Source organism: Enterococcus sp. 5H (assembly GCF_028128615.1).
Lineage (GTDB): Bacteria > Bacillota > Bacilli > Lactobacillales > Enterococcaceae > Enterococcus_L.
Window position 1 is genome coordinate 1 of record NZ_AMDP01000049.1, and the last position, 19,922, is coordinate 19,922.

Below are 19,922 nucleotides of genomic sequence, written 5' to 3' on the forward strand. Positions count from 1 at the left end.
AAGCCTATGATTCGGCAAAAAATTACTTCATGGTAGCCTATACACCAATTTGTCAATCGATTATAATGACAGGAGAGGCATTAGCGAATGCACATAAGAAGTTCTTAAGTGAGTACTTAGCAACGGTTAATGGTTCTGATCTGGACGAAGACCAGCTAGTAGCTGAGATTGACAACTATAAAGCACTGTTAGATACCATTGATGATCTGATTCGAGATGCGAAAACACACCGAACGGATTTAGAAAGACGCTCGATGAATGCCTATCAAGCGATGCAGAAGCGACAAGAGAAATTGGAAAAGTTTCGTGAATATAGTAGTCAGTCAGCAAGTTTCTTTTCGGACTATCAATCGTCACAAAGTGAATTAAGCAATGGTTTAGCACAAGTACAAGATTGTAAAGCATGGAACGCGTCTACTGGTACATTTGACATTGCACGACTTGATATGACCTGGGCAAAACCAATAAACGATCGTTGGGAAAAACGAGAAAAAATGAAACAAGAAGAACTGAAGAAAGCAGAAGCAACCAAAGCGAATACGTTAGCGGAACATGGGCTAACTGAAGCCGACCTTGTTCAGCCTAACGATCCTGAAAATGTTGTGTTAGAAAAGTATATAAAACTCGCTCAAATGGGTGTAAATCCACATACAGGCTTGCCAATAACGGATGAAGAAAAGTGGAAATACCAGTACGCAGCACATAGCAAAACTGTTTTTGATGTTTTAGGTTTAGTAGGTGGGGCTTATGCTGGTCAAAAAGCAACTGATAATGATTTTTATAGAGTGCGTCCAAATAATATAAATGGAACCAAAAATATATTTAAAAGTAACTTAGGTAAGGAAATAGATATAACTCCATCAAAAATCCATACTAAGGTTAATAAAAACCCTGGACCATTCGGTGAACCTAATAGCAGTGTGGATATTTTAAATGCCAAAGGTGAAATTAATACAAGACGATTTTATGATGATAAAGGAAAAGCTATACGTGATGTTGATATGACAAATCATGGCAATCCTAAAAATCATCCGGAATATCCACATGAACATAAATGGAAATACGATATTAACGGGAAACCTACGAGAGAATAAAAACTATCAGGATATGGAGGTTATAAATTTATGGAATATAAGGATATGGAAGAAAGTATAGGTTATGGAGAAGAATACAACTTTAATTATAAAGATAAGGAATATTGGATCAGTCAAAATTCTGATGGGAATTATTTAACTGAAGTTAATGGAGAAACGCAAGTGTTTCAAAATTCAGAAGAGTTATTGACTAAAGCACGAATAGATGGAAAAACTATTTGTGAGATTTGGGATGATATAAAAAATCAATTTTAGCTAAAAAATCATGAATAACCAAAAAGGACTATATTCAAGAGAAGCCTGTTGTTTTTTAACGCTAGGCTTCTTTTTTGGAATTCATATTTGTTCAATAGAGTATAGTCGAAAGTGATCTTGAGTTTATACATAAGTCCTCCATTTTGGTTGTAAATTAACGTGTAGGATCCAACAATCAACTCATCACTGATTGCGTCATAGTAACTTTCAGGAATGACTAGTAAAATACTTTCTAAAAAGATTATAAAAAAAAACGCGTTTGATTTTACAAATATTCTTTTTTTCTTAATAATAAGCTTCTGTTAGAAAAAATAAACTAAGGGACGTTAAGATATGTCAAAATCTATAGAAGATTTGTTAAGGGTTAGTCAAGGAGTCATTTTGACGACAATCGATAGAATGGGGTTTCCGAGGAACCAGCTATTCTCATTACCGGTATATAGAAATCATTATTATTCAATGCTGTTTATAGTAGAAGAACAATCAGCGTTGATTCAATCTTTAGGAAAAAACTGCCGAGCTACGGTCTGCTTTTTCACCACGAATCCTTTTAAAGCCGTATATATTAAAAGAATTATCACCATGCAAGAAGAGTTAAAAGAAACCGAATTCCAGGAGTACATAAAAAAATATCCGAAATTAGGAAAGATAGCACAGCCAGTGGGGGTAGATTTTCAAGCGTTATCTGTAGAAATAGGTCATGCAGCAACTATTAATCAGGATAACAGAGAAATTGAAGAAATAATCGATTGGTAATATATTAAATAATAAATGTAATTTATATATATCAATTGCAATAGATTTGAATGTTTGCTACTCTGATTGTAAGCGGTTTACATGAGGAGGTGTAAGATTGATCGAGAGCTTGTGTGAACATTTTTCCCTATAATTAAGGCCAACTAGGAGATGTAGAATGAAAAAAGTAATATTTTTGTCAGTAGTATTGTGTATGGCATTATTTTTTTTGATATGGATGGTAGGTAACAGAAATTATCAAGAATACAATGTAATTGTCACAGATGTCGATCACTCAAATAAAATACTTTATGTATCAAAAATGGATAAAGCTGGAAAAACACAAGGTGACTATTTCTTCAGTTACGAAGGCTTAATTTCGGATGTCCAAGCAGGAGATGTATTAAAAATAGTGGCACACAAGGATGTATCAACGACTTATCCAGCACAAATTAGAGTGAAAAAAATTGAAAAAACAAAAACTTAACTGGGAAGGATTACATGAAAATATGAAAAAGAGATTTTTAGTTTTGTTGTTATTATTAGGTACACTATCTGTTAGTAATGTCGCTAGAGCTGAGGATTTTAAGGGAGATAGCGCTGAGACAGTAACACATGAATACCAACAACCAGATGAAGAATTGGATGCAATTGTAAAGCCAAATGTAAATAGATCTTCTGGTGAGGGCCAATATTTTATTAGTAACGAAGATTGGGAAGCTTATAGAGAAAATCAATACAAGAAAAGTGATCCAAGTTTTAAAGGTTCAGTTAAAGTTGAAAAAATAACTTCAGATGATGTACCAATAGAAGCAATCGAAAAAGAAAATAATGGACCAACTATCAGTCCATTTGCTTTATCAGTGGTTCCTTCGACTGGATTTCCTAATGCTTCAGTTGGCCAAGCTGTATTTTGGTACAACCAAAATGGGACTATAAAGGAGTTAAGTGGTTCAGTATTTAAGGTTAATGACCGAAATGTTGGTACAGCAGGACACTGTGTATATTCTCATGATTTAGGAGGGTTTGCTACTTCGGGTACTGTATTCTTCGGAAAACAACAAACGTCTTCAGGAGTTATATTTGATAGCATGTATTCGTTAACAGTTGGTAGAACAAATAAAGATTGGGTGAATGTGGGGAATTTTAGAAGTGACTTTGGTGCAATTGAAATGAGACTAATTCATGGGTCAATCCCTAGAAACCTATCTCTTTACAAAAATCCTCCAGCTTCTGTAAATAATGTGAGAAATTTTGGTTATCCAGGATTTAATCAGAGTGTACTCAATTCTAGTTCAGGGAATGTTGTAACGGGTTCGATTTTATTTTTGCACCAAACATTCGAGGCACATAATAATACTGTAATTTCTGCTTTTGGAATGAGTGGGGGTCCATTAGTAAATTCAAGTAATCAAGTTATAGGGATTAACTCATACAGAATGGACTATGGTACTGGTACAACTTCTGGTTTTATGAAAATGACAAATGAAACATATAATCTGATATTGCAATAAACAATTAGAAAATACTATGAGCTTTGGTTCATAGTATTTTTTTGCTCACTAGAGTATACTCATGTGACCGAATTTAAAACGCTGCTTTAACAAGATGTTCAATTGTTCATAAGAGTTGCCCGAAAGTATTTTTCTATCCTAATTGACGTTATCTCTAGAACATTCATTTTAAACTAATTGGTATTTTATATCTTAATTAGTAACAATACCTACAAATAGAAAAAGACTATAAACCAAAACTATTTTTCGTTTTGGTTTATAGTCAAAATCTAATAAAAGTTAAGTAACTTTCTCAACTTTACAGTTCGATACAGGCAAATGTGTGGTTATTGCATAAAGGACAAGTCAATTTTTCTTTGACACTATATGTTTTAACGATGACATACCCACATGAGAGGCAACTATATCGATAGAGCGTGTTCTTATTTTCTTTTTTTCTAAATAGTTTCATGAAAAGTATTGTAAATGAAAACGAGCAGAAAATCAAAAATAAATACTCATTTAGTTATAAAATAAAGTTTTAATTTAGGGTGGAGTAAGGCATTTTTAATAAGAAAAGAGTCTTGAAGTAAAATAGTATTCGTTTTTTTTCAAATCACCTATAATGATAATTAGTGTAGAAGTAGGATTTGGAGGAGAACAATGGAATTTATTAAAAGATATGGTTTTTATTTTTTACTGTTAGGTGTGATAAGCGATTTTTTAACACCCTATATTTTGGGTCTTTTTTATCCTAAAATGAATCAGATGAAAATGGTGATTAGTGTTTTTGGCGATGTAGATAGTCCGGTCCGTGGTGCTTTTTTAGTTTGGTCGGTCGTTTCAGGTCTATTTTTTGTTTTATCGATTCCAGCAGTATATCATGCATTTAGTGAAACTTCGACTGTCTGGGCAACTGTATTGGCCATTGCTATTGGAGCATATGGTATTGGAGATTGTATTTTTACTGGTCTCTTTAGTATCAATACTGAGCAAGCAACATGGAATTTTTCTACTTGGGTACACAATATTGGGTCTGGTATAGGCTATGCGGGCTTTTTGTTATTTCCATTATTTTTAGTTTTACTTTATCAAAAACAAGGGCAGGTAACTTCAAGTCATTTGTATCTGGTTTTATTAAGTGTTAGCTTTTTATTTGCTGTTATTTATGGATTAGCTAGAATTCCGATGATCAATCATTTGCCGTTTTTAAATCAGTTAGGCTTTTGTCAGCGTGTAAGTTTCTTTTTTAACTATTTACCAATAGCCATTTTCGCTATAAATCAGATGAAACAGCAGCAATTTTAAAAAATATCTGAAGTATTGATTTTTTATGGAAAAATATTTATTTATTCCAAATTGTCTTTTATTTTCAAGCGAAGATTGCTATAATGAGAAAAGATTTGAAAATTAAGGAGGAAATCATGAAAAAATATTTAGGACTACTTTCAGTAGTAGTAATGGTAGTGTTGTTAGGAGGGTGTAGTCAAGGGGCTAAAACGAGTGCTGAGACGGATACATTTATGCAATCACCAACGGAGGGTACGGAAATTTCCATCATTGTTGAACATGAAGGAGACAAAGTAACTGATGTTTCTGCTAAAGCAGTATTTGACAATGAAAAATTACAAATTACTGATAAAGCAATCGCTGAACAAGTTGCCGATGCATTTGAAAAAGCTTCTAATTTAGAAGATGCTAAAATGGATTATACTAAAAAAGAGACTGTCATCACTTATAAAGCACCTGCCAATAGTGTTAAATCTGGCAGCAGCTACAAAGATGGTGAAGAGCAATTAACTAAAATGGGTTTTGAAAAAAAATAAGCTCTTTTAGAATTAAATTAATAAAAAGAAGCTGAGACAAAAGTGTTTAGCTCCGAGCGAAGTGAAGTAGCTGCTTTTTTCTCACCGTTTATTCGGATCTAGTGAGTGAAACAAAACTGATTTTTAGTTTTGTTCCACTCACTTTTTAGTTTGAAGCTAAATAGTTGATAAGCAGTTTCATAAATGAAAATAGGTGTGCCTCCAAAATGAAATATAAAATGGTAATGTTCGTCTTTACGTTAAAATGCATTTTTATATTTACTTATTACCTTGTTTATTATATGATTAATCACGTTGTTCTAAGAACAAATTGCAGTTATTACGAACGTCATTATTATTGTTCGGATTTTAGGGAGGATATTAAATGAAAGAGAAGATTGTTTCTTATTTTGAGATTGAAAAATTAAATACAACGGTCAGACGTGAGGTTCTAGCAGGGTTTACGACATTTATCTCAATGGCGTATATTCTGTTTGTTAATCCAACTGTGTTAGGTGCTTCTGGAATGGATGAAGGAGCAGTGTTTACGGCAACAGCTATAGCTAGTGCTTTGGGTTGTATTTTGATGGGGATTTTAGCTCGTTATCCAATAGCGACTGCACCAGCACTAGGTATTAATGCTTTCTTTGCTTATTCGGTTTGTGTGGGGATGGGTGTTCCTTGGGAAACTGCGTTGGCAGGTGTGTTTGTTGCCTCATTGATTTTCATTTTGATTACGATATTTAAATTACGTGAATTAATTATTGATGCGATTCCTGCAGATTTGAAATATGCGATATCAGGTGGAATTGGTTTATTTATTGCTTTTCTTGGTTTAAGTGAGGGTGGCGTTATTGTATCTAATGAATCCACACTTGTTGCATTAGGTCCATTGAATGTGGGCACAACATGGTTAACGATTTTTGGTTTAATCGTTACAGCTATTTTATTAGTTCGCCGCGTTCCTGGGGGTATTTTTATTGGGATGGCAGCAACTACGGTATTAGGATTAGTGACAGGATTGATTCAAGCACCAGACAAACTTATTTCAAGTGCACCGAGTTTAAAACCAACGTTTTTAGTGGCGTTAAAGCATGTAGGCGATATTAATTCTATCCAATTGTGGGTGGTAGTTTTAACATTCTTGCTAGTTACTTTCTTCGATACAGCAGGGACTTTGGTTGGTTTAGCGAATCAGGCAGGGTTTATGAAAGATAATAAAATGCCGCGTGTGGGTAAAGCATTGGCAGCTGATTCGACTGCAATGTTAGCAGGTTCTTTACTGGGTACATCTCCTGTAGGTGCATATGTAGAATCATCGGCTGGAATTGCTGTGGGCGGACGTTCTGGATTAACGGCAATTACGACAGGTGTATTCTTTATTTTTAGTTTATTGTTTTCTCCGCTATTATCTGTTGTGACATCACAAGTTACTGCTCCAGCCTTGATTGTTGTGGGTGTATTGATGGCTCAGTCACTTAGTCAGATTAAGTGGAAAGAAATGGAAATTGCGATTCCTTCATTCTTAATTCTTTTGGGCATGCCTTTAACTTATAGTATTTCTGATGGGATTGCGCTTGGGTTTATCTTTTATCCGATTACAATGATTGCAGCAAAACGTGGAAAAGAAGTTTCACCAATAATGTATGTTCTATTCTTTGTATTCGTTGGCTTTATGTGGATTTTAAACGTAAATTAATTGGAAATAAAGAACTAGCCATTAATAGATAATTACTTTTGGGTAAGACCGTGTTTTTACATGGCTCTTATCCTTTTTTGTACCTGTGTGATCTTGTGTTATTTTTTATTTAGCTTATGGACTTTTAAATATCTAAATATAGACCTTTTTTATTGCTTTTAACCTAGGGAAAACTATAATAAAAATAGGATAAAATAAACTAGTGAAGTGTGGGGGAATGGGCATGGGAGAAAAAGAGTTTAAGATAACGTTACCGGAAAAAATAGTTGAGACATTTCAGCTTGAAAATGAAACAGATGTGACTTTAAGTATTGTAGATCAAAAAATAATGATTGAACCAAAAAATAAACTAGCTGGAAATCAGACAATTTCACTGAGATGGTTTTTAGTACCAACAATAATTGCCAGTGTTATTTTCTTAGGTTATTTATTTTTTGGTGAACGTAGTCAGATTCCTTTGGTGGGCGCGTTATCTATTGCAAATTTTGTTCTTTCGTTGGGTGTTGTAAGTGGCGTTTTTAGCTTTTTATTTTTCTTTATTAAAGGTAAAAAAAATAAAATTATTTCACGCTCACAAGGGATATATTGGCGTAATTTCCCAACGATATTACTTTCATTTATTGTTATTTTGGTCTTTTCTTTACTAGTCTTCTTCAAAATTATGGGACTAGTATTTATCGGAGCAACATTCGATCAATACACGGCAACGATGTTGTTTTTTGTTTTTGTTGGAGCGATTAATTATTTCATGATTTATTCAGCCCTTTCTATTACGCCTGCTAAACTAACGAGTTTATTGATTTTTGTGATTATTGGTGGTGTGATGTTGGCGATGATCACAAATAGAGACCATCAATGGTGGCAATTTAACTTTAGTTTTTTAGGAACAATTGAAGCTAAGAATAGCTGGCAGTTTAATGTGACGTTGATCTTTTCAGCATTATTGATGATTGCTTTGATAGATAGTTTGTTTGTTGAATTGCAAAAGGCGATACCACACAGTAAACGATTGACTACATTGAGAGTTTTATTAACGTTGACAGCTTTGGATTTAGGAGCTGTGGGATTATTTCCTTACACAGAAACTGGGCCTTTCCAAGGAGTGCATAATTTGGTCGCTGAATATTTAGTTTATTTAATTATTATTTTAATTGTTGGGATTAAATGGTTTTTACCGAATGTGACCAAAGAATTTTTGACGATTTCCTACTTGATTGCTGCAACGTTAGTGGTTGTAAGTGTGTTATTCCAAGTAGTGGGTTATCTTTCATTAACGGCTTTTGAATTGATAGCCTTTATGTTGGCGTTTAGCTGGGTCGTATTATTACTTCAAAATTTACGCAAACTGGCTCAAAATCTCACGAATACTTTTCAAGTGAGGCTTAAAAGTGTGAGTCTTGAGGATCTTGATGACAGCCATGAGACGGAAGCGGAGCTTAAATAAATAGAAGGAAAACTCTGCACAGTGTTACTCTGCGCAGAGTTTTTTGTTTGAAATAATGAGTTAATTTTTTGAAGTATGGGCTTGCCAAAGGGTGCTGATTTTTTCATAGGTTAGTTCTCTTGTAGTTGGAACAACATAATCTGCAGCTTGTAATGTCTTAGCATCACCAACGCCAATAGCGTACATTTTGGCCTCATTGATGGCTTGAACACCTGAATAAGCGTCTTCTACTCCGATTGCTTCAGCTGGATCAATTGCTAATTGTTTACATGCTTGTAGGAAGATTTCTGGGTCAGGTTTTCCTTTTTTTAGAGTACTGGGATCTACGATTGTATCAAATGCGTCTGCTAAACCAAGGTTAGTAAGAATAGCAGGAGCGTTTTTACTTGCAGAAGCTAAACCAATTTTGATGGAGTGTTTTTTTAAATCTGCCAATAATTCAGCAATACCAGGTAAAATATCAGCTGGTGTAATCTCTTGGATCAACGAAACGTAGAAATCATTTTTTTCAGTTGCTAAGGCTTCTTTTTCAATTTCAGAAAAGGCCGTTTCTTGATTTCCTAATGCTAATATCCGACGCAAAGATTCTGTTCGATCAACCCCTTTTAATTCTTCATTGAATGCTTCGGTAATGTTGATACCTAGCTTATTGCCAAGCTTTTGCCATGCAATAAAATGAAATGCTGCAGTGTCAGTAATTACACCGTCTAAATCAAATATGACTGCTTTTAACATGAAATACCTCTTTCCTAAAACGTTTTAGATTTATCGTTAATGATTATAGTTTATCTGAAAAAATATTGCAATAACTTTTTTGAAAACGCTTGATTAAGTTGTTTCGATCTGATATCATCCATTTATAACGAAAAGGTTTTCGGTAAGGAGGTGTTTAATTTGACGAAAGGCAAATTAGTGATCAGACTATTAGCAGCTAGTATAGATTTGTTCTTAGTTTTTTTTTCCAGCTATATGATTATGACGATGATGGGCATGAATGGCGGGATTTACACGGTACTGCCTCAATTACTTTTTGCTGTTTACAATGTTGTGGCAATCACAGCATTTGAAGGTAAGACGATAGGAAAGTATTTTGCTCAAATTTCTGTCTATACAGAAGAAGGTGGAGCCTTGCATTTGGGGATTCGTGAAGTAGGTAAGCTGTTATATTTTGTACCTGTTATCGGTATGTTTTTTGTACTTATTAGTTTATTAGCGACTATATTTTTTGGAAAAACATTACATGATTGGATTGGGAAAAGTCAAGTATTGCTGGATATTGAACGGAAAAAGTTAGAAAAAGGAGATTATTATGAAGAACAGCTCATACGATGAAGTGCTCTCGAAAAATCCAATTGCTCATATCGATACGATTCCGTTATTGCTTCTATTTATTGCAGCAGCGAGTGTAGGATCAGTTCTTGCTTGGTTGTTGAAAGATAAATATAATGCAAAATACTTAATTCGAGCTTATTTAGTTTATGGAATTATTCATCTTTTCATTGGTTTAGTTGTACTGAAAGTAGCACTGGTCTTTATTATTGGTTCGTACTTATTGGGTGGGATCGTTACGATTTTTCGCTCAAATCATTATTTTTATAGTTAAATTTTTTTGATATTATACTAAAACGTTTTCTTTAGGGGGAAATTATGGAAACTGCAATTCAATATTTTAAGGATAATCCATGGCTAATCGGGGAGAAGTATTTTAATTCAGATTGGTTGGGAAAAGTCGAAACAACGATGTGTATCGGAAATGGTTATTTGGGCATTCGCTCAGCGACTGAAGAGTCTTATGTTGGTGAAACTAGAGATACATTTGTTGCCGGAACTTTTAATAAATTTGATGAAAATGAAGTAACGGAACTGCCTAATGTACCAGATTTAATTGGAATGGAATTTCGCTTAAATCAAAAACGTCTGGATTTAACGAAAGGTTCAGTTTCGGAGTATCAACGGAATTTGAATTTAAAAACAGGAGAGTTAGTTCGTTCGTTTATTTGGGAATATCAAGATGTTAAGGCGAAATTTACGTTTAAGCGATTTGGTTCTTTTGCCGAAAAACATGTAATTGCTCAAAAAATTGAAATTCAGAATTTAGGTGAAGCATTACAAGTTGAAATTAATTCTGGTATTAATGGACAGTTATCAAACAGCGGTTCCCAACATTTTACTGAAGGCGATAAGGCGTTGTCAGAAGGTAAATATATGCAAATGATGCCATATACAAGCCAATCCAATATTTTCTTTGTTTTATCGACCGTTCATAAAATTAAGAAAGAGCAAGATATTTACAATGAAACGAAAAAAAGAATTGAAATGGGACGCCGTAAAATCTATAACCGTTATTGGCTGGACATAGCACCAAATGAAACCGCTACAATTGAGAAATTATCTTCTGTCCACACAAGTATCGATCAAGAAACAGCAGGAAAAACGCTGGAAGAAGTCAAAAATATAGCTTTAGAAGAACTAAAACAATCGTATCATTCTGGTTATGAAAAACTACAAGAAGCTTCAGCACAAGCCTGGGAGCAACAAGTTTGGTCAGTTTTACCAATCACAATTGACTCACAAAATCTAAAAGATCAATTAGCAGTTAACTTTGCTAAGTATCACTTACACGTGATGACACCAGCGCACGATGAGCGAATGAATATCGGAGCGAAAGGACTTTCAGGTGAAGGATACAAAGGACATACTTTCTGGGATACGGAAATTTTTATGTTGCCGTACTTTACTTTTACACATCCTGAAATTGCTGAAAAACTAGTAACATATCGCTATTTAGGGCTTGAGGGAGCGCATAAAAAAGCACATGAAAATGGTTTTGAAGGAGCACAATTTCCTTGGGAAGCGGCTTGGCCCGATGATGGTGAAACTACACCGGTTTGGGGAGCTGCGGATATTATTACCGGGAAACCTACAAAAATTTGGTCTGGTTTTATTGAGCAGCATATTACTAGTGATGTGGCTTTTGGAATCAAGCAATTTATCGATGTAACAGGAAATCAAACGTTTGCTAAAGAAAAAGGTTATGAAGTGATTCTTGATACAGCAAAATTCTGGGCTAGCCGTTTAGAATGGCAAGAAGATAATCAACGCTATGAAATTTTAGAAGTCGTTGGACCTGACGAATATAAAGAACATGTAGATAATAATGCGTTTACTAATTATACGGCGCACTGGAATATTACGTTAGCAATGACATTAGTGGATACATTAAGAGTAGAAGATCCAGCACTGTTCAACCGATTAAATGAAAAATTAGAGTTGGATCGCGTGTATACAGACTGGCAAGAAAAAGTTGGCAAGCTTTATTTACCACAACCGAATCAAGAAAAAGTGCTGCCGCAAGATGATACTTATTTATCAAAACAAATTATTGATTTAACGGAATATAAAAATGATCCACAAGTCGGCACCTTATTCCATGAATATAATTTGGACCAAGTTAATCAGATGCAAGTAACGAAACAGGCGGATATTTTATTACTGCTTTTCTTATTTGAAGATTTGTTCCCGAAAGAAGAAAAACTAATTAATTGGAATTATTATGAATCAAAAACATTACATGATTCCTCTCTTTCATTATCAACCCATGCTATTTTAGCAGCAGATTTAGGCAAACTTGAAGAATCTTATGAACTATTCAAACAAGCATTAGCAATCGATATGGGTGAAAATATGCACTCTTCTAATGAAGGAATTCATGCGGCATCGTTAGGCGGAATTTGGCAAATGACTGTTTTTGGCTATGGCGGTGTTCGTTGTTTGAATGGAAAATTAAGAATTGAACCTCATTTACCTGAAGCTTGGAATAACCTTACGTACGGTATTGTTTGGCAAAATAATCCATTAATAGTTGAAGTTAGCAAAGATCAGATGACCATTACCAACCAAGGAGAGCAAGAAGTCACATTTGAAGCATTTGGCAGTACCTATTCAGTTACGGATCAACTAATAGTTAAATTATAGGAGGAAAAGAAATGAAAGTATGGAAAAAACTAGTTAGTGTCGGAATTGTTACAGCAACAGTAGGTTTGTTAGCCGCTTGCGGTAGTACCGAAAAATCGGATAGCGGAAAAACTGATTTTAAAGGCGAAACACTAACCATTGGCGTTTGGGGTGGAAATGAGTCTGAAGAAAAATCACTAGACAAAATGATCGAAACATTTGAAAAAGACACAGGTGCTAAAATCGAAAAGAAAGTTTATACCGATTACAATACTCAAATTCAAGCTGATATGGTTGGAAAAACAGCTCCTGATGTTTTCTATGTGGATGCACAAATGTATCCATTTTTCTCACAAAACGGTATGTTAGAAAAATTAGATAGCGATAAATTTGAAGCTGATAAGTTTTATGATAGCTTAATCGACACGTTTTCTACAGATGGTGATTTGTATGCAGTACCAAAAGATATGTCTACTTTGGCGATCTATTTAAACACAGAAATTTTTGAGAAAACAGGCGTTTCAGTGGATGATATCCCGACTTCATATGAAGAATATGTTGAATGGTTACCAGAGTTCCAAAAGAAAATTGATGACGTTTATGGTGCTGGAAAAGTTTTTGCCATGAGCTATAACCAAGATTTGTCACGTAACTATCATTTAGCAATCCGTGATGATGCACAGCCAATCGAAAAAGATGGACGTTCTAATCTTGCCAATAAAAAAGTTGTTGAAAATCTATCAATCTTAAAAGATTTAGTGGATACTAAAGCTGTTGTAACACCTAAAGATGTGGGTACTGGCTGGAATGGTGAAGCCTTCGGAACTGGGAAAATTGCTATTATGGATGAAGGAAATTGGGTTTATGAAACATTAAACACAGAATTTTCCGATGTTCCATTTACAGTACGTAAAATGCCAACATACAAAGGAACAGAAGGATCAATGATGTTTTCAGTTGGTTGGGGAAAATACTCTGGAACAAAGCAATCAGAACTTGCAGACAAATGGATTCAATATGCAACAAGTGAAGCTGGAATGCAAGGTTGGGTCGAAGGAACAGGTACATTACCAAGTCGTGAAGATGTAGCTAAAGCAGCAAAAATTACGGATAATCCTGATTTGAAAGTTCATTTAGATGCTTGGGATTATGCTACTGTTTGGCAAAATGGCGTAACTCTGGACACAATTAACAAAGCTTATCAAAACTTCGTACCAAAAGCATTAGATGGCAGTGAAAGTTTTGAAAAAGCGATGAAACAAGTAGATGAACAAGCCAATGCTGACATTGATGCACAATAATTGATTAGTGAACGTGTAGGATAAAAGGAATGTTCTGTTTTTCCTACACGTTTATTTTCAATAGATTGGAATAAACTGAGACTATTACAATCTCTAGATTTCAGAAAAGGAGCATCTAATGGACATTCAAAAAACAAGAAAAAACAAGGCACAACGGCAAGAGATTAGACAAGCATGGTTATTTTTAGCCCCAGCGATTTTAATTGTGGCAGTCTTTTTTGTTTTGGCCATCTCATTTGCCGTTTATCTTTCATTTAATGATGTAAATTTATATACATCAAGCTATTCATTTAAAGGATTCGATAATTATTTGCGAATCTTTCAAGATAAAAAAGCATTGATTGCACTTAAAAATACGGCAACATTTGCATTTATTGTAGTACCATTACAGACATTTTTTGCGTTGATTATTGCCTACATTTTAAGTAGCCGCGGTATTAAAGGAAAAAAACTGTTTCGCTTAATTTACTTTTTACCTACATTAACATCCAGTTCTGCTTTAACTATTATTTTCATGTTCATTTTTAATGTTTATGGTCCGGTCAATGAATTCTTTATGAGTTTAGGTTTATATAATGAACCAATTAACTTTTTACAGGAACCAGCCTACGCGTTAAAAGTGATTATGGTCATGAACATCTGGTCCACGGTTCCGTATTATATGACGATTTATTTGGCATCATTAGTTGACTTACCAGCCTCTTTATATGAAGCTGCTTCTGTTGATGGTGCGACCGCTATTGATAAATTACGTTACATTACGATTCCGTATCTACGCCCGATTACAACGTATGTTTTATTGACAGGGATTATTGGGACTTTTCAAATGTTCGATCAGGCCTATATTTTTTCTAACGGCTCTGGCGGACCCAATAATTCGACACTGACGATTTCGTTGATGATCTATCAGTATGCATTTGGACAGATGAATACAATGGGCTATGCTGCTGCGTTAGCGATTGTTTTAGCGATTATTATTTTTATAGCGTCACGTTTAGCTGAGAAATTAAACGGCGGGAGGTAGAAAATGAAAACGACCAAAAAAGAAAAAATAGCAAAAGGGATTTTGTATGCAGTTCTTATTATTTATGCCATTGCAACGTTTTATCCGTTTATTTGGGCGATTGCTGCATCCTTTAAACCATTAAAAGAAATTGTTTCTGGGGATTTAAGTTTAATTCCACAAAATTTTACATGGGGAAATTATCAATATGTTTTGGGGCGTTCTTCTTTATTTACACGCTGGTTTATCAACTCGGTGATTATTTCTGTGATTGGAACAGCGATCAATATTTTGTTAAACACGATGGCAGGATATGCATTAGCGCGATTGAACTTCCCTGGACGTCAGCGGATTTATTATGGCTTTTTAGCATTGATGATGGTGCCGGCACAAGTTTTGTTGATTCCTAATTATTTGATTCTAATGAACTTAGGAATGTTGGATAGTTTTTCAGCACTGATTTTACCTGCAGCGATTAATATTGGGAATATTTTTATGATGCGTCAATTTTTCTTATCTTTTCCAACCGATGTAGAAGAAGCGGCGGCGTTGGATGGGCTAGGCAGGTTTCAAACCTTCTTTAGAATTGTAATGCCCTTAGCAAAACCATCAATTGCCACCCAAGCTGTTTTCATTTTTATGAGTTTTTGGAATGAATTTATGAAACCAATGCTTTACTTAACGACGCCAAGCAAATATACTTTGACTCTAGGGTTACAAACGTTTCAAAGTCAAAATGGCGGTGTCCGCTGGGATCAGACGATGGCAGCAAGTGTTATCACGATTATTCCAATTATCATTTTGTATTTGATTTTCAATAAGTACTTCCTGCAAGGAGTGAGAATGGATGGAGAAAAATAGAGCATTTATTTTAGATAGTAAGGAATTAAACCATCAGAAAGCTGAATATTTGGAAACTTTATTCGCTGTAGGTAATGGACATTTTGGTGTGCGGGCCGGGAATCCGTTAAAAATTAATCAATTTTATTCTGGTAATCCGGGAACATTTGTCAATGGATTTTTTGAGAGTGAAAAAATTCAATATGGTGAATGGGCTTATGGATACGCCAAAGAGCATCAAACGATTTGTAAATTGCCGAATTTACGTGGCGTGATCTTGCAAATAGGTGAAGAAAATTCAGCTGATACAGAGTGGCAAATCAAGCTATTAGAGACACAACTAGATATGAAACAAGGGATATTATTTGAATCTTATGCGGTTGAAACACCAATTGGGAAAACATTTGAACTAAAGCTGACATCTTTTGCCTCGCTTACACGCAGTGAATTATTTGTTTGCCGCTATGAAGTGGAAAATTATACTTTTGAAGAACCAATTTACCTAACACAGACCCTTTTTCAAAAAAGTGAAGTTGTTGAGGGAATTGTTGATGATCCGCGCGTAGTTAGTAAAGAACAGGATTTACAGATTGAACAACAAGAAAATATTTATCATTTTGAGACAAAAAACAGCCAAAAAAAACTTGCAATTCGTGTGATAAATAGCGATGATAGTTTTATAATAGGTAAAGATCAGGTTGATTTGATTTTTCAGGTTAGTTCGATTTTTGATGAAAAGATTGCTGAACAGTCGATTTTTCAATGTGAAATAGCCGATTATGAAACTTTAGTTCAAGAACAAAAAGCGGCTTACGAGAAATTTTGGTTGGCTAGCGATATTGAAATAAAAGGGAATAATGAACTGCAAAAAGGGATTCGTTTTAACCTGTTCCATTTAAATCAAGGAGCAGGACGTGATGGCAAGACGAACTTTGCTGCAAAAGGGTTGACGGGTGAAGGATATGAAGGTCATTATTTTTGGGATACCGAAATGTATATGTTGCCGTTTTTCATTTATACACAACCGGAAACAGCAAAAGCTTTGTTAACTTATCGTTATACTATTTTAGAGCAGGCCAAAAAACGAGCACAAGAGTTAGATCAGGATGGAGCATTGTTTGCGTGGCGGACGATTGATGGTCAGGAGACAAGTGCTTACTACCCAGCAGGAACCGCGCAAGTTCATATCAATGCGGATATTGTGTATGGTTTTCAATTGTACGAGCGAATTACCGGAGATAAAGAATTTATCCAAAATAAAGGTAGTCAAGTAGTTTTTGAAACAGCTAAATTTTGGTTAAGCTTCGGTGATTTTCTGGATAAAGAAGGTAAACTTGCTTTTTGTATCAACGGTGTAACAGGTCCTGATGAATACAGTGCTTTAGTCAATAATAATTTTTATACAAACAAAATGGCGCAAAATAATTTACGCTATGCAGTTTCTTTAGCTGAACGCTTGAATTGTTACAAAAACGAGCGTAAAGAATGGCTAAAAGCAGCTGATTTGATGTATTTCGGTTATAATCAAGAAAAACAGATTACGAACCAAGATGATGAATTTTTAGAGCAAGCGATTTGGGATTTTGCAAAAACACCAAAAGAGAAATACCCGTTGTTGCTGCACTATCATCCGATGATTATTTATAAATATCAAGTGTGCAAACAAGCAGATACTGTTTTGGCAGAAATGCTTTTTACGGACGATTTTACTCAAGACCAATTGCTGAGAGATTATGATTACTATGAACGAGTAACGACCCATGATTCGTCATTATCACGCTCAATTTTCAGTATTATGGCAAGTCGAACAGGACAGCTGGAAAAAGCCTACCATTATTTTATGGACACAGCATTAATGGATTTAACAGATTTGCAAGGAAATGTGGAGGATGGAATCCATGCAGCTAATATGGGCGGTAGCTGGTTAAGTCTGATTTACGGATTTGCTGGACTTAGATATGACCAGGGGCTGCATATGACCAATTATTTACCAAAAGAAATTGAGGAGCTAAAATTTAAAATCCTCTATCAAGGCGAACTAATTGAGGTCGTTCTTAATCAAGAAACAATTAATTGTACATTACTTCCAAGTTCACAGCTGAATGTGGCATATTCTGGTAAGGATGTACGAATCAACTAAAAGGAGGTTTCTGATGTGCGTGCAACCATTCGTGATGTAGCTAAAGTTGCTGGAGTTTCGATTGCAACTGTGTCTAAAGTTTTTAATGGCTATAGTGATATCAATCAAGAAACAAAAGAAAAAATTTTTGAGGTTGCTAAAGAGCTGGACTATACACCGAATATGGCTGCTAGAACATTATCCTCAAAATCACAGCAAACCATTGCCTTGATTTTAAATGAGTTTAATTTTAACCGGAAATCAACGATGCCGCTAGAAGTATTGAATGGCGTATATAAATTTACGGAGCAATCGGATTTCGAGTTTGTTTTCTATGGAACAAGTACAGAAAAACAAGAATCCAAAACCTTTCGTCAATTTTGTAATGAGCATAATATTACCGGCGCTGTTATTCAAGGATTAAAAATGACAGATCCATATTATTATGAAATTCAGGAAACCAGTTTACCGACAGTTTTGATTGATATTGTAATGGATAATCCTCAAGTGGGAACCGTCTCAATCGATAGCGAGGCAGCTTCGCTGGAAGCAGTTAATTATTTGATTAGTAGAGGGCATCAAAACATCGGGATGATTAATGGAAGTAGAGATGCCAATGTTAGTACTTTACGTGAATCAGGTTACCGGCAGGCATTGGAAAAAAATGATTTGTTAGTTAATGAATCCTATGTACAATATGCCAACTTTGATGAAGATATTGCTTTTTTAATTACCAAAAATTTATTGAGTAGTCATAAAGAAATTACTGCTCTGTTTTGTGCCAGCGATATCATTGCTATTGGTGCGATGCGTGCTGCAAGAGATATGGGTAAAAAAGTACCAGAAGATCTTTCAATTATCGGCTTTGACGATATTGTTTTAGCATCGTATGTTACGCCGACATTAACATCTGTAGCTCAAGATATGGAAACCATTGGATTTGAGGCAGCAAAACTTTTAACTGAGATCATTAAGGATAATTTGGAAGAAAAAATCAATCACTGGATTATTCCACATGATATTCATTATCGTGAAAGTGTAGCGGATGTAAAAAAAGATCAAAAATAATTTTTTCTTCTATATAATAGTAAAAAATAGTCTTAGACAAAACGATCATTGTTTTGTTGTAAGGCTATTTTTTGTTTGAAATAACATATTGTGACTATTAACTTCAATTTTGACATTTGGCTCGCATCACCCGACATGAAATGAAATTTTCTAGAAACACTTCTATTTTATACTACATATACCAAGTTAAAACAAATCAATAAAAGGAACGGAGGACTTCAAATTACGCATGTTTAAAAGTACTTGAGCGCAAGTCAGCTAACGATTTTAACTTTTGTCTCGTATCACGCGACAAGATATGAAAAATTTTAATACAGTTTTACATCTATACTATGTATATCAAGTTGCAACAAAGTAATGCAAACGAGTAAAAGAATGGAGGGCTTCAAAAAATACAGCTATTTCACTTAATTTTATAACAATGAACAATTTCAACATTTGTCTCGTATGACACGACACAATACGAAAATTGTAACAGCACTTTATTCCTTATACTAAATATACAAAGTTGAGAGAGAAAAACAATCATCAACAAAAACAAATTGACTGGAGGAAATAAGAAATGACAAAAACAAGAAAATTTAATTTAGGACGTTTCATCGTTGGAATATTATATGCATGGGTTGCAGTATTAGCTTTTCAAAACCCTGCACAAGATCTAGCTGCACTCGTAATCTTTTTCGCAATTTCAGCAATTATAAAAGGAGCAGTTGAGTTAATCGCACGAAGCAAAAATAAAGAAACAACAGAAAAGCATTCAAATACAAGTCTTTTAATTGGAATCGTTGATCTATTAATTGGGATTTTCTTTTTATTCCACTTAGCATTCGGAGTGATTGTATCACCATTCATCTTTGCAATTTGGTTTATTAGTGACTCAGTTGTCCGATTAATCCACAAAGATAGTGCGAAAGAAATTGGTACTGGTTACTATTGGTTTTCACTAATTGTAAATATCATCGGAGTAATCATCGGTGTCATGTTATTCTTCAATCCTTTAGTATCAGCATTAACATTAGCATTCTTAGTTGGTTTCTATCTTTTACTAGCGGGAATCAACTACTTGATCTCAGCATTCTAAATGTGACATGTTAAATTAAAAACGTAAAAAG

Annotated in this window: 19 protein-coding genes; 18 read left to right on the top strand and 1 reads right to left on the bottom strand. The window is 34.6% G+C overall.

Annotation, left to right across the window (positions count from 1 at the left end):
- The 9 genes from C240_RS13585 to C240_RS13625 form a co-directional block, all read left to right on the top strand.
- Positions 1 to 1,094 (top strand): hypothetical protein (locus C240_RS13585; RefSeq protein WP_271497001.1); only part of this gene is annotated, 1,094 nt, incomplete at its 5' end.
- 30 nt (positions 1,095 to 1,124) lie between these two features.
- Positions 1,125 to 1,349: a hypothetical protein gene (locus tag C240_RS13590; RefSeq protein ID WP_271497002.1), complete on the top strand. Its 225-nt coding sequence runs from the start codon at positions 1,125 to 1,127 to the stop codon at positions 1,347 to 1,349.
- A 333-nt stretch (positions 1,350 to 1,682) separates the two neighbouring features.
- Positions 1,683 to 2,105, top strand: coding sequence for a hypothetical protein (locus tag C240_RS13595; protein ID WP_271497003.1), 423 nt, complete (start codon positions 1,683 to 1,685; stop codon positions 2,103 to 2,105).
- Positions 2,106 to 2,262: 157 nt separating this feature from the next.
- Positions 2,263 to 2,571, top strand: a complete 309-nt coding sequence (locus C240_RS13600; protein WP_271497004.1) for a hypothetical protein — start codon at positions 2,263 to 2,265, stop codon at positions 2,569 to 2,571.
- On the top strand, positions 2,552 to 3,598 hold the full coding sequence (locus C240_RS13605) for a trypsin-like serine peptidase (RefSeq protein WP_271497005.1): 1,047 nt from the start codon (positions 2,552 to 2,554) through the stop codon (positions 3,596 to 3,598). Before C240_RS13600 ends, C240_RS13605 begins: the two co-directional genes overlap by 20 nt.
- A 642-nt stretch (positions 3,599 to 4,240) precedes the next feature.
- Entirely contained in the window at positions 4,241 to 4,885 is a 645-nt protein-coding gene (locus C240_RS13610) for a DUF998 domain-containing protein (protein ID WP_271497006.1), read from the top strand.
- A gap of 116 nt (positions 4,886 to 5,001) precedes the next feature.
- Positions 5,002 to 5,403 (top strand): hypothetical protein, encoded by a 402-nt coding sequence (locus tag C240_RS13615; RefSeq protein ID WP_271497007.1) that lies wholly within the window; start codon positions 5,002 to 5,004, stop codon positions 5,401 to 5,403.
- Between the two features lie 364 nt (positions 5,404 to 5,767).
- A complete protein-coding gene (locus tag C240_RS13620) occupies positions 5,768 to 7,081 on the top strand; it encodes an NCS2 family permease (protein WP_271497008.1) in 1,314 nt (437 codons plus the stop codon).
- 223 nt (positions 7,082 to 7,304) lie between these two features.
- Positions 7,305 to 8,525 (top strand): AbrB/MazE/SpoVT family DNA-binding domain-containing protein, encoded by a 1,221-nt coding sequence (locus C240_RS13625; protein WP_271497009.1) that lies wholly within the window; start codon positions 7,305 to 7,307, stop codon positions 8,523 to 8,525.
- Positions 8,526 to 8,585: 60 nt separating this feature from the next.
- Here the strand turns inward: C240_RS13625 and pgmB are convergent, their stop codons facing one another.
- Positions 8,586 to 9,260, bottom strand: coding sequence for a beta-phosphoglucomutase (pgmB, locus tag C240_RS13630; RefSeq protein ID WP_271497010.1), 675 nt, complete (start codon positions 9,258 to 9,260; stop codon positions 8,586 to 8,588).
- A gap of 159 nt (positions 9,261 to 9,419) precedes the next feature.
- Between pgmB and C240_RS13635 the strand changes: the two genes are divergently transcribed.
- The 9 genes from C240_RS13635 to C240_RS13675 all read left to right on the top strand — a co-directional run bounded on the left by C240_RS13635 (position 9,420) and on the right by C240_RS13675 (position 19,891).
- On the top strand, positions 9,420 to 9,857 hold the full coding sequence (locus C240_RS13635) for an RDD family protein (RefSeq protein ID WP_271497011.1): 438 nt from the start codon (positions 9,420 to 9,422) through the stop codon (positions 9,855 to 9,857).
- Positions 9,835 to 10,128, top strand: coding sequence for a hypothetical protein (locus tag C240_RS13640; RefSeq protein ID WP_271497012.1), 294 nt, complete (start codon positions 9,835 to 9,837; stop codon positions 10,126 to 10,128). Before C240_RS13635 ends, C240_RS13640 begins: the two co-directional genes overlap by 23 nt.
- A gap of 44 nt (positions 10,129 to 10,172) precedes the next feature.
- Entirely contained in the window at positions 10,173 to 12,500 is a 2,328-nt protein-coding gene (locus C240_RS13645) for a glycoside hydrolase family 65 protein (RefSeq protein WP_271497013.1), read from the top strand.
- Positions 12,501 to 12,511: 11 nt separating this feature from the next.
- Positions 12,512 to 13,780 carry a sugar ABC transporter substrate-binding protein gene (locus C240_RS13650; protein WP_271497014.1) on the top strand — a complete coding sequence of 423 codons (1,269 nt, stop codon included), beginning with the start codon at positions 12,512 to 12,514 and terminating at the stop codon, positions 13,778 to 13,780.
- Positions 13,781 to 13,898: 118 nt separating this feature from the next.
- Positions 13,899 to 14,804, top strand: coding sequence for a carbohydrate ABC transporter permease (locus tag C240_RS13655; RefSeq protein ID WP_271497015.1), 906 nt, complete (start codon positions 13,899 to 13,901; stop codon positions 14,802 to 14,804).
- 3 nt (positions 14,805 to 14,807) lie between these two features.
- Positions 14,808 to 15,644, top strand: a complete 837-nt coding sequence (locus C240_RS13660; RefSeq protein WP_271497016.1) for a carbohydrate ABC transporter permease — start codon at positions 14,808 to 14,810, stop codon at positions 15,642 to 15,644.
- Positions 15,631 to 17,763 carry a glycoside hydrolase family 65 protein gene (locus C240_RS13665; RefSeq protein ID WP_271497017.1) on the top strand — a complete coding sequence of 711 codons (2,133 nt, stop codon included), beginning with the start codon at positions 15,631 to 15,633 and terminating at the stop codon, positions 17,761 to 17,763. The genes C240_RS13660 and C240_RS13665 overlap by 14 nt, the downstream gene beginning before the upstream one ends.
- A gap of 15 nt (positions 17,764 to 17,778) precedes the next feature.
- Complete coding sequence (locus C240_RS13670; protein WP_271497018.1) at positions 17,779 to 18,810, top strand: LacI family DNA-binding transcriptional regulator; 1,032 nt, start codon at positions 17,779 to 17,781, stop codon at positions 18,808 to 18,810.
- A 562-nt stretch (positions 18,811 to 19,372) separates the two neighbouring features.
- Positions 19,373 to 19,891, top strand: a complete 519-nt coding sequence (locus C240_RS13675; RefSeq protein ID WP_271497019.1) for an HdeD family acid-resistance protein — start codon at positions 19,373 to 19,375, stop codon at positions 19,889 to 19,891.
- Positions 19,892 to 19,922: the final 31 nt, after the last annotated feature.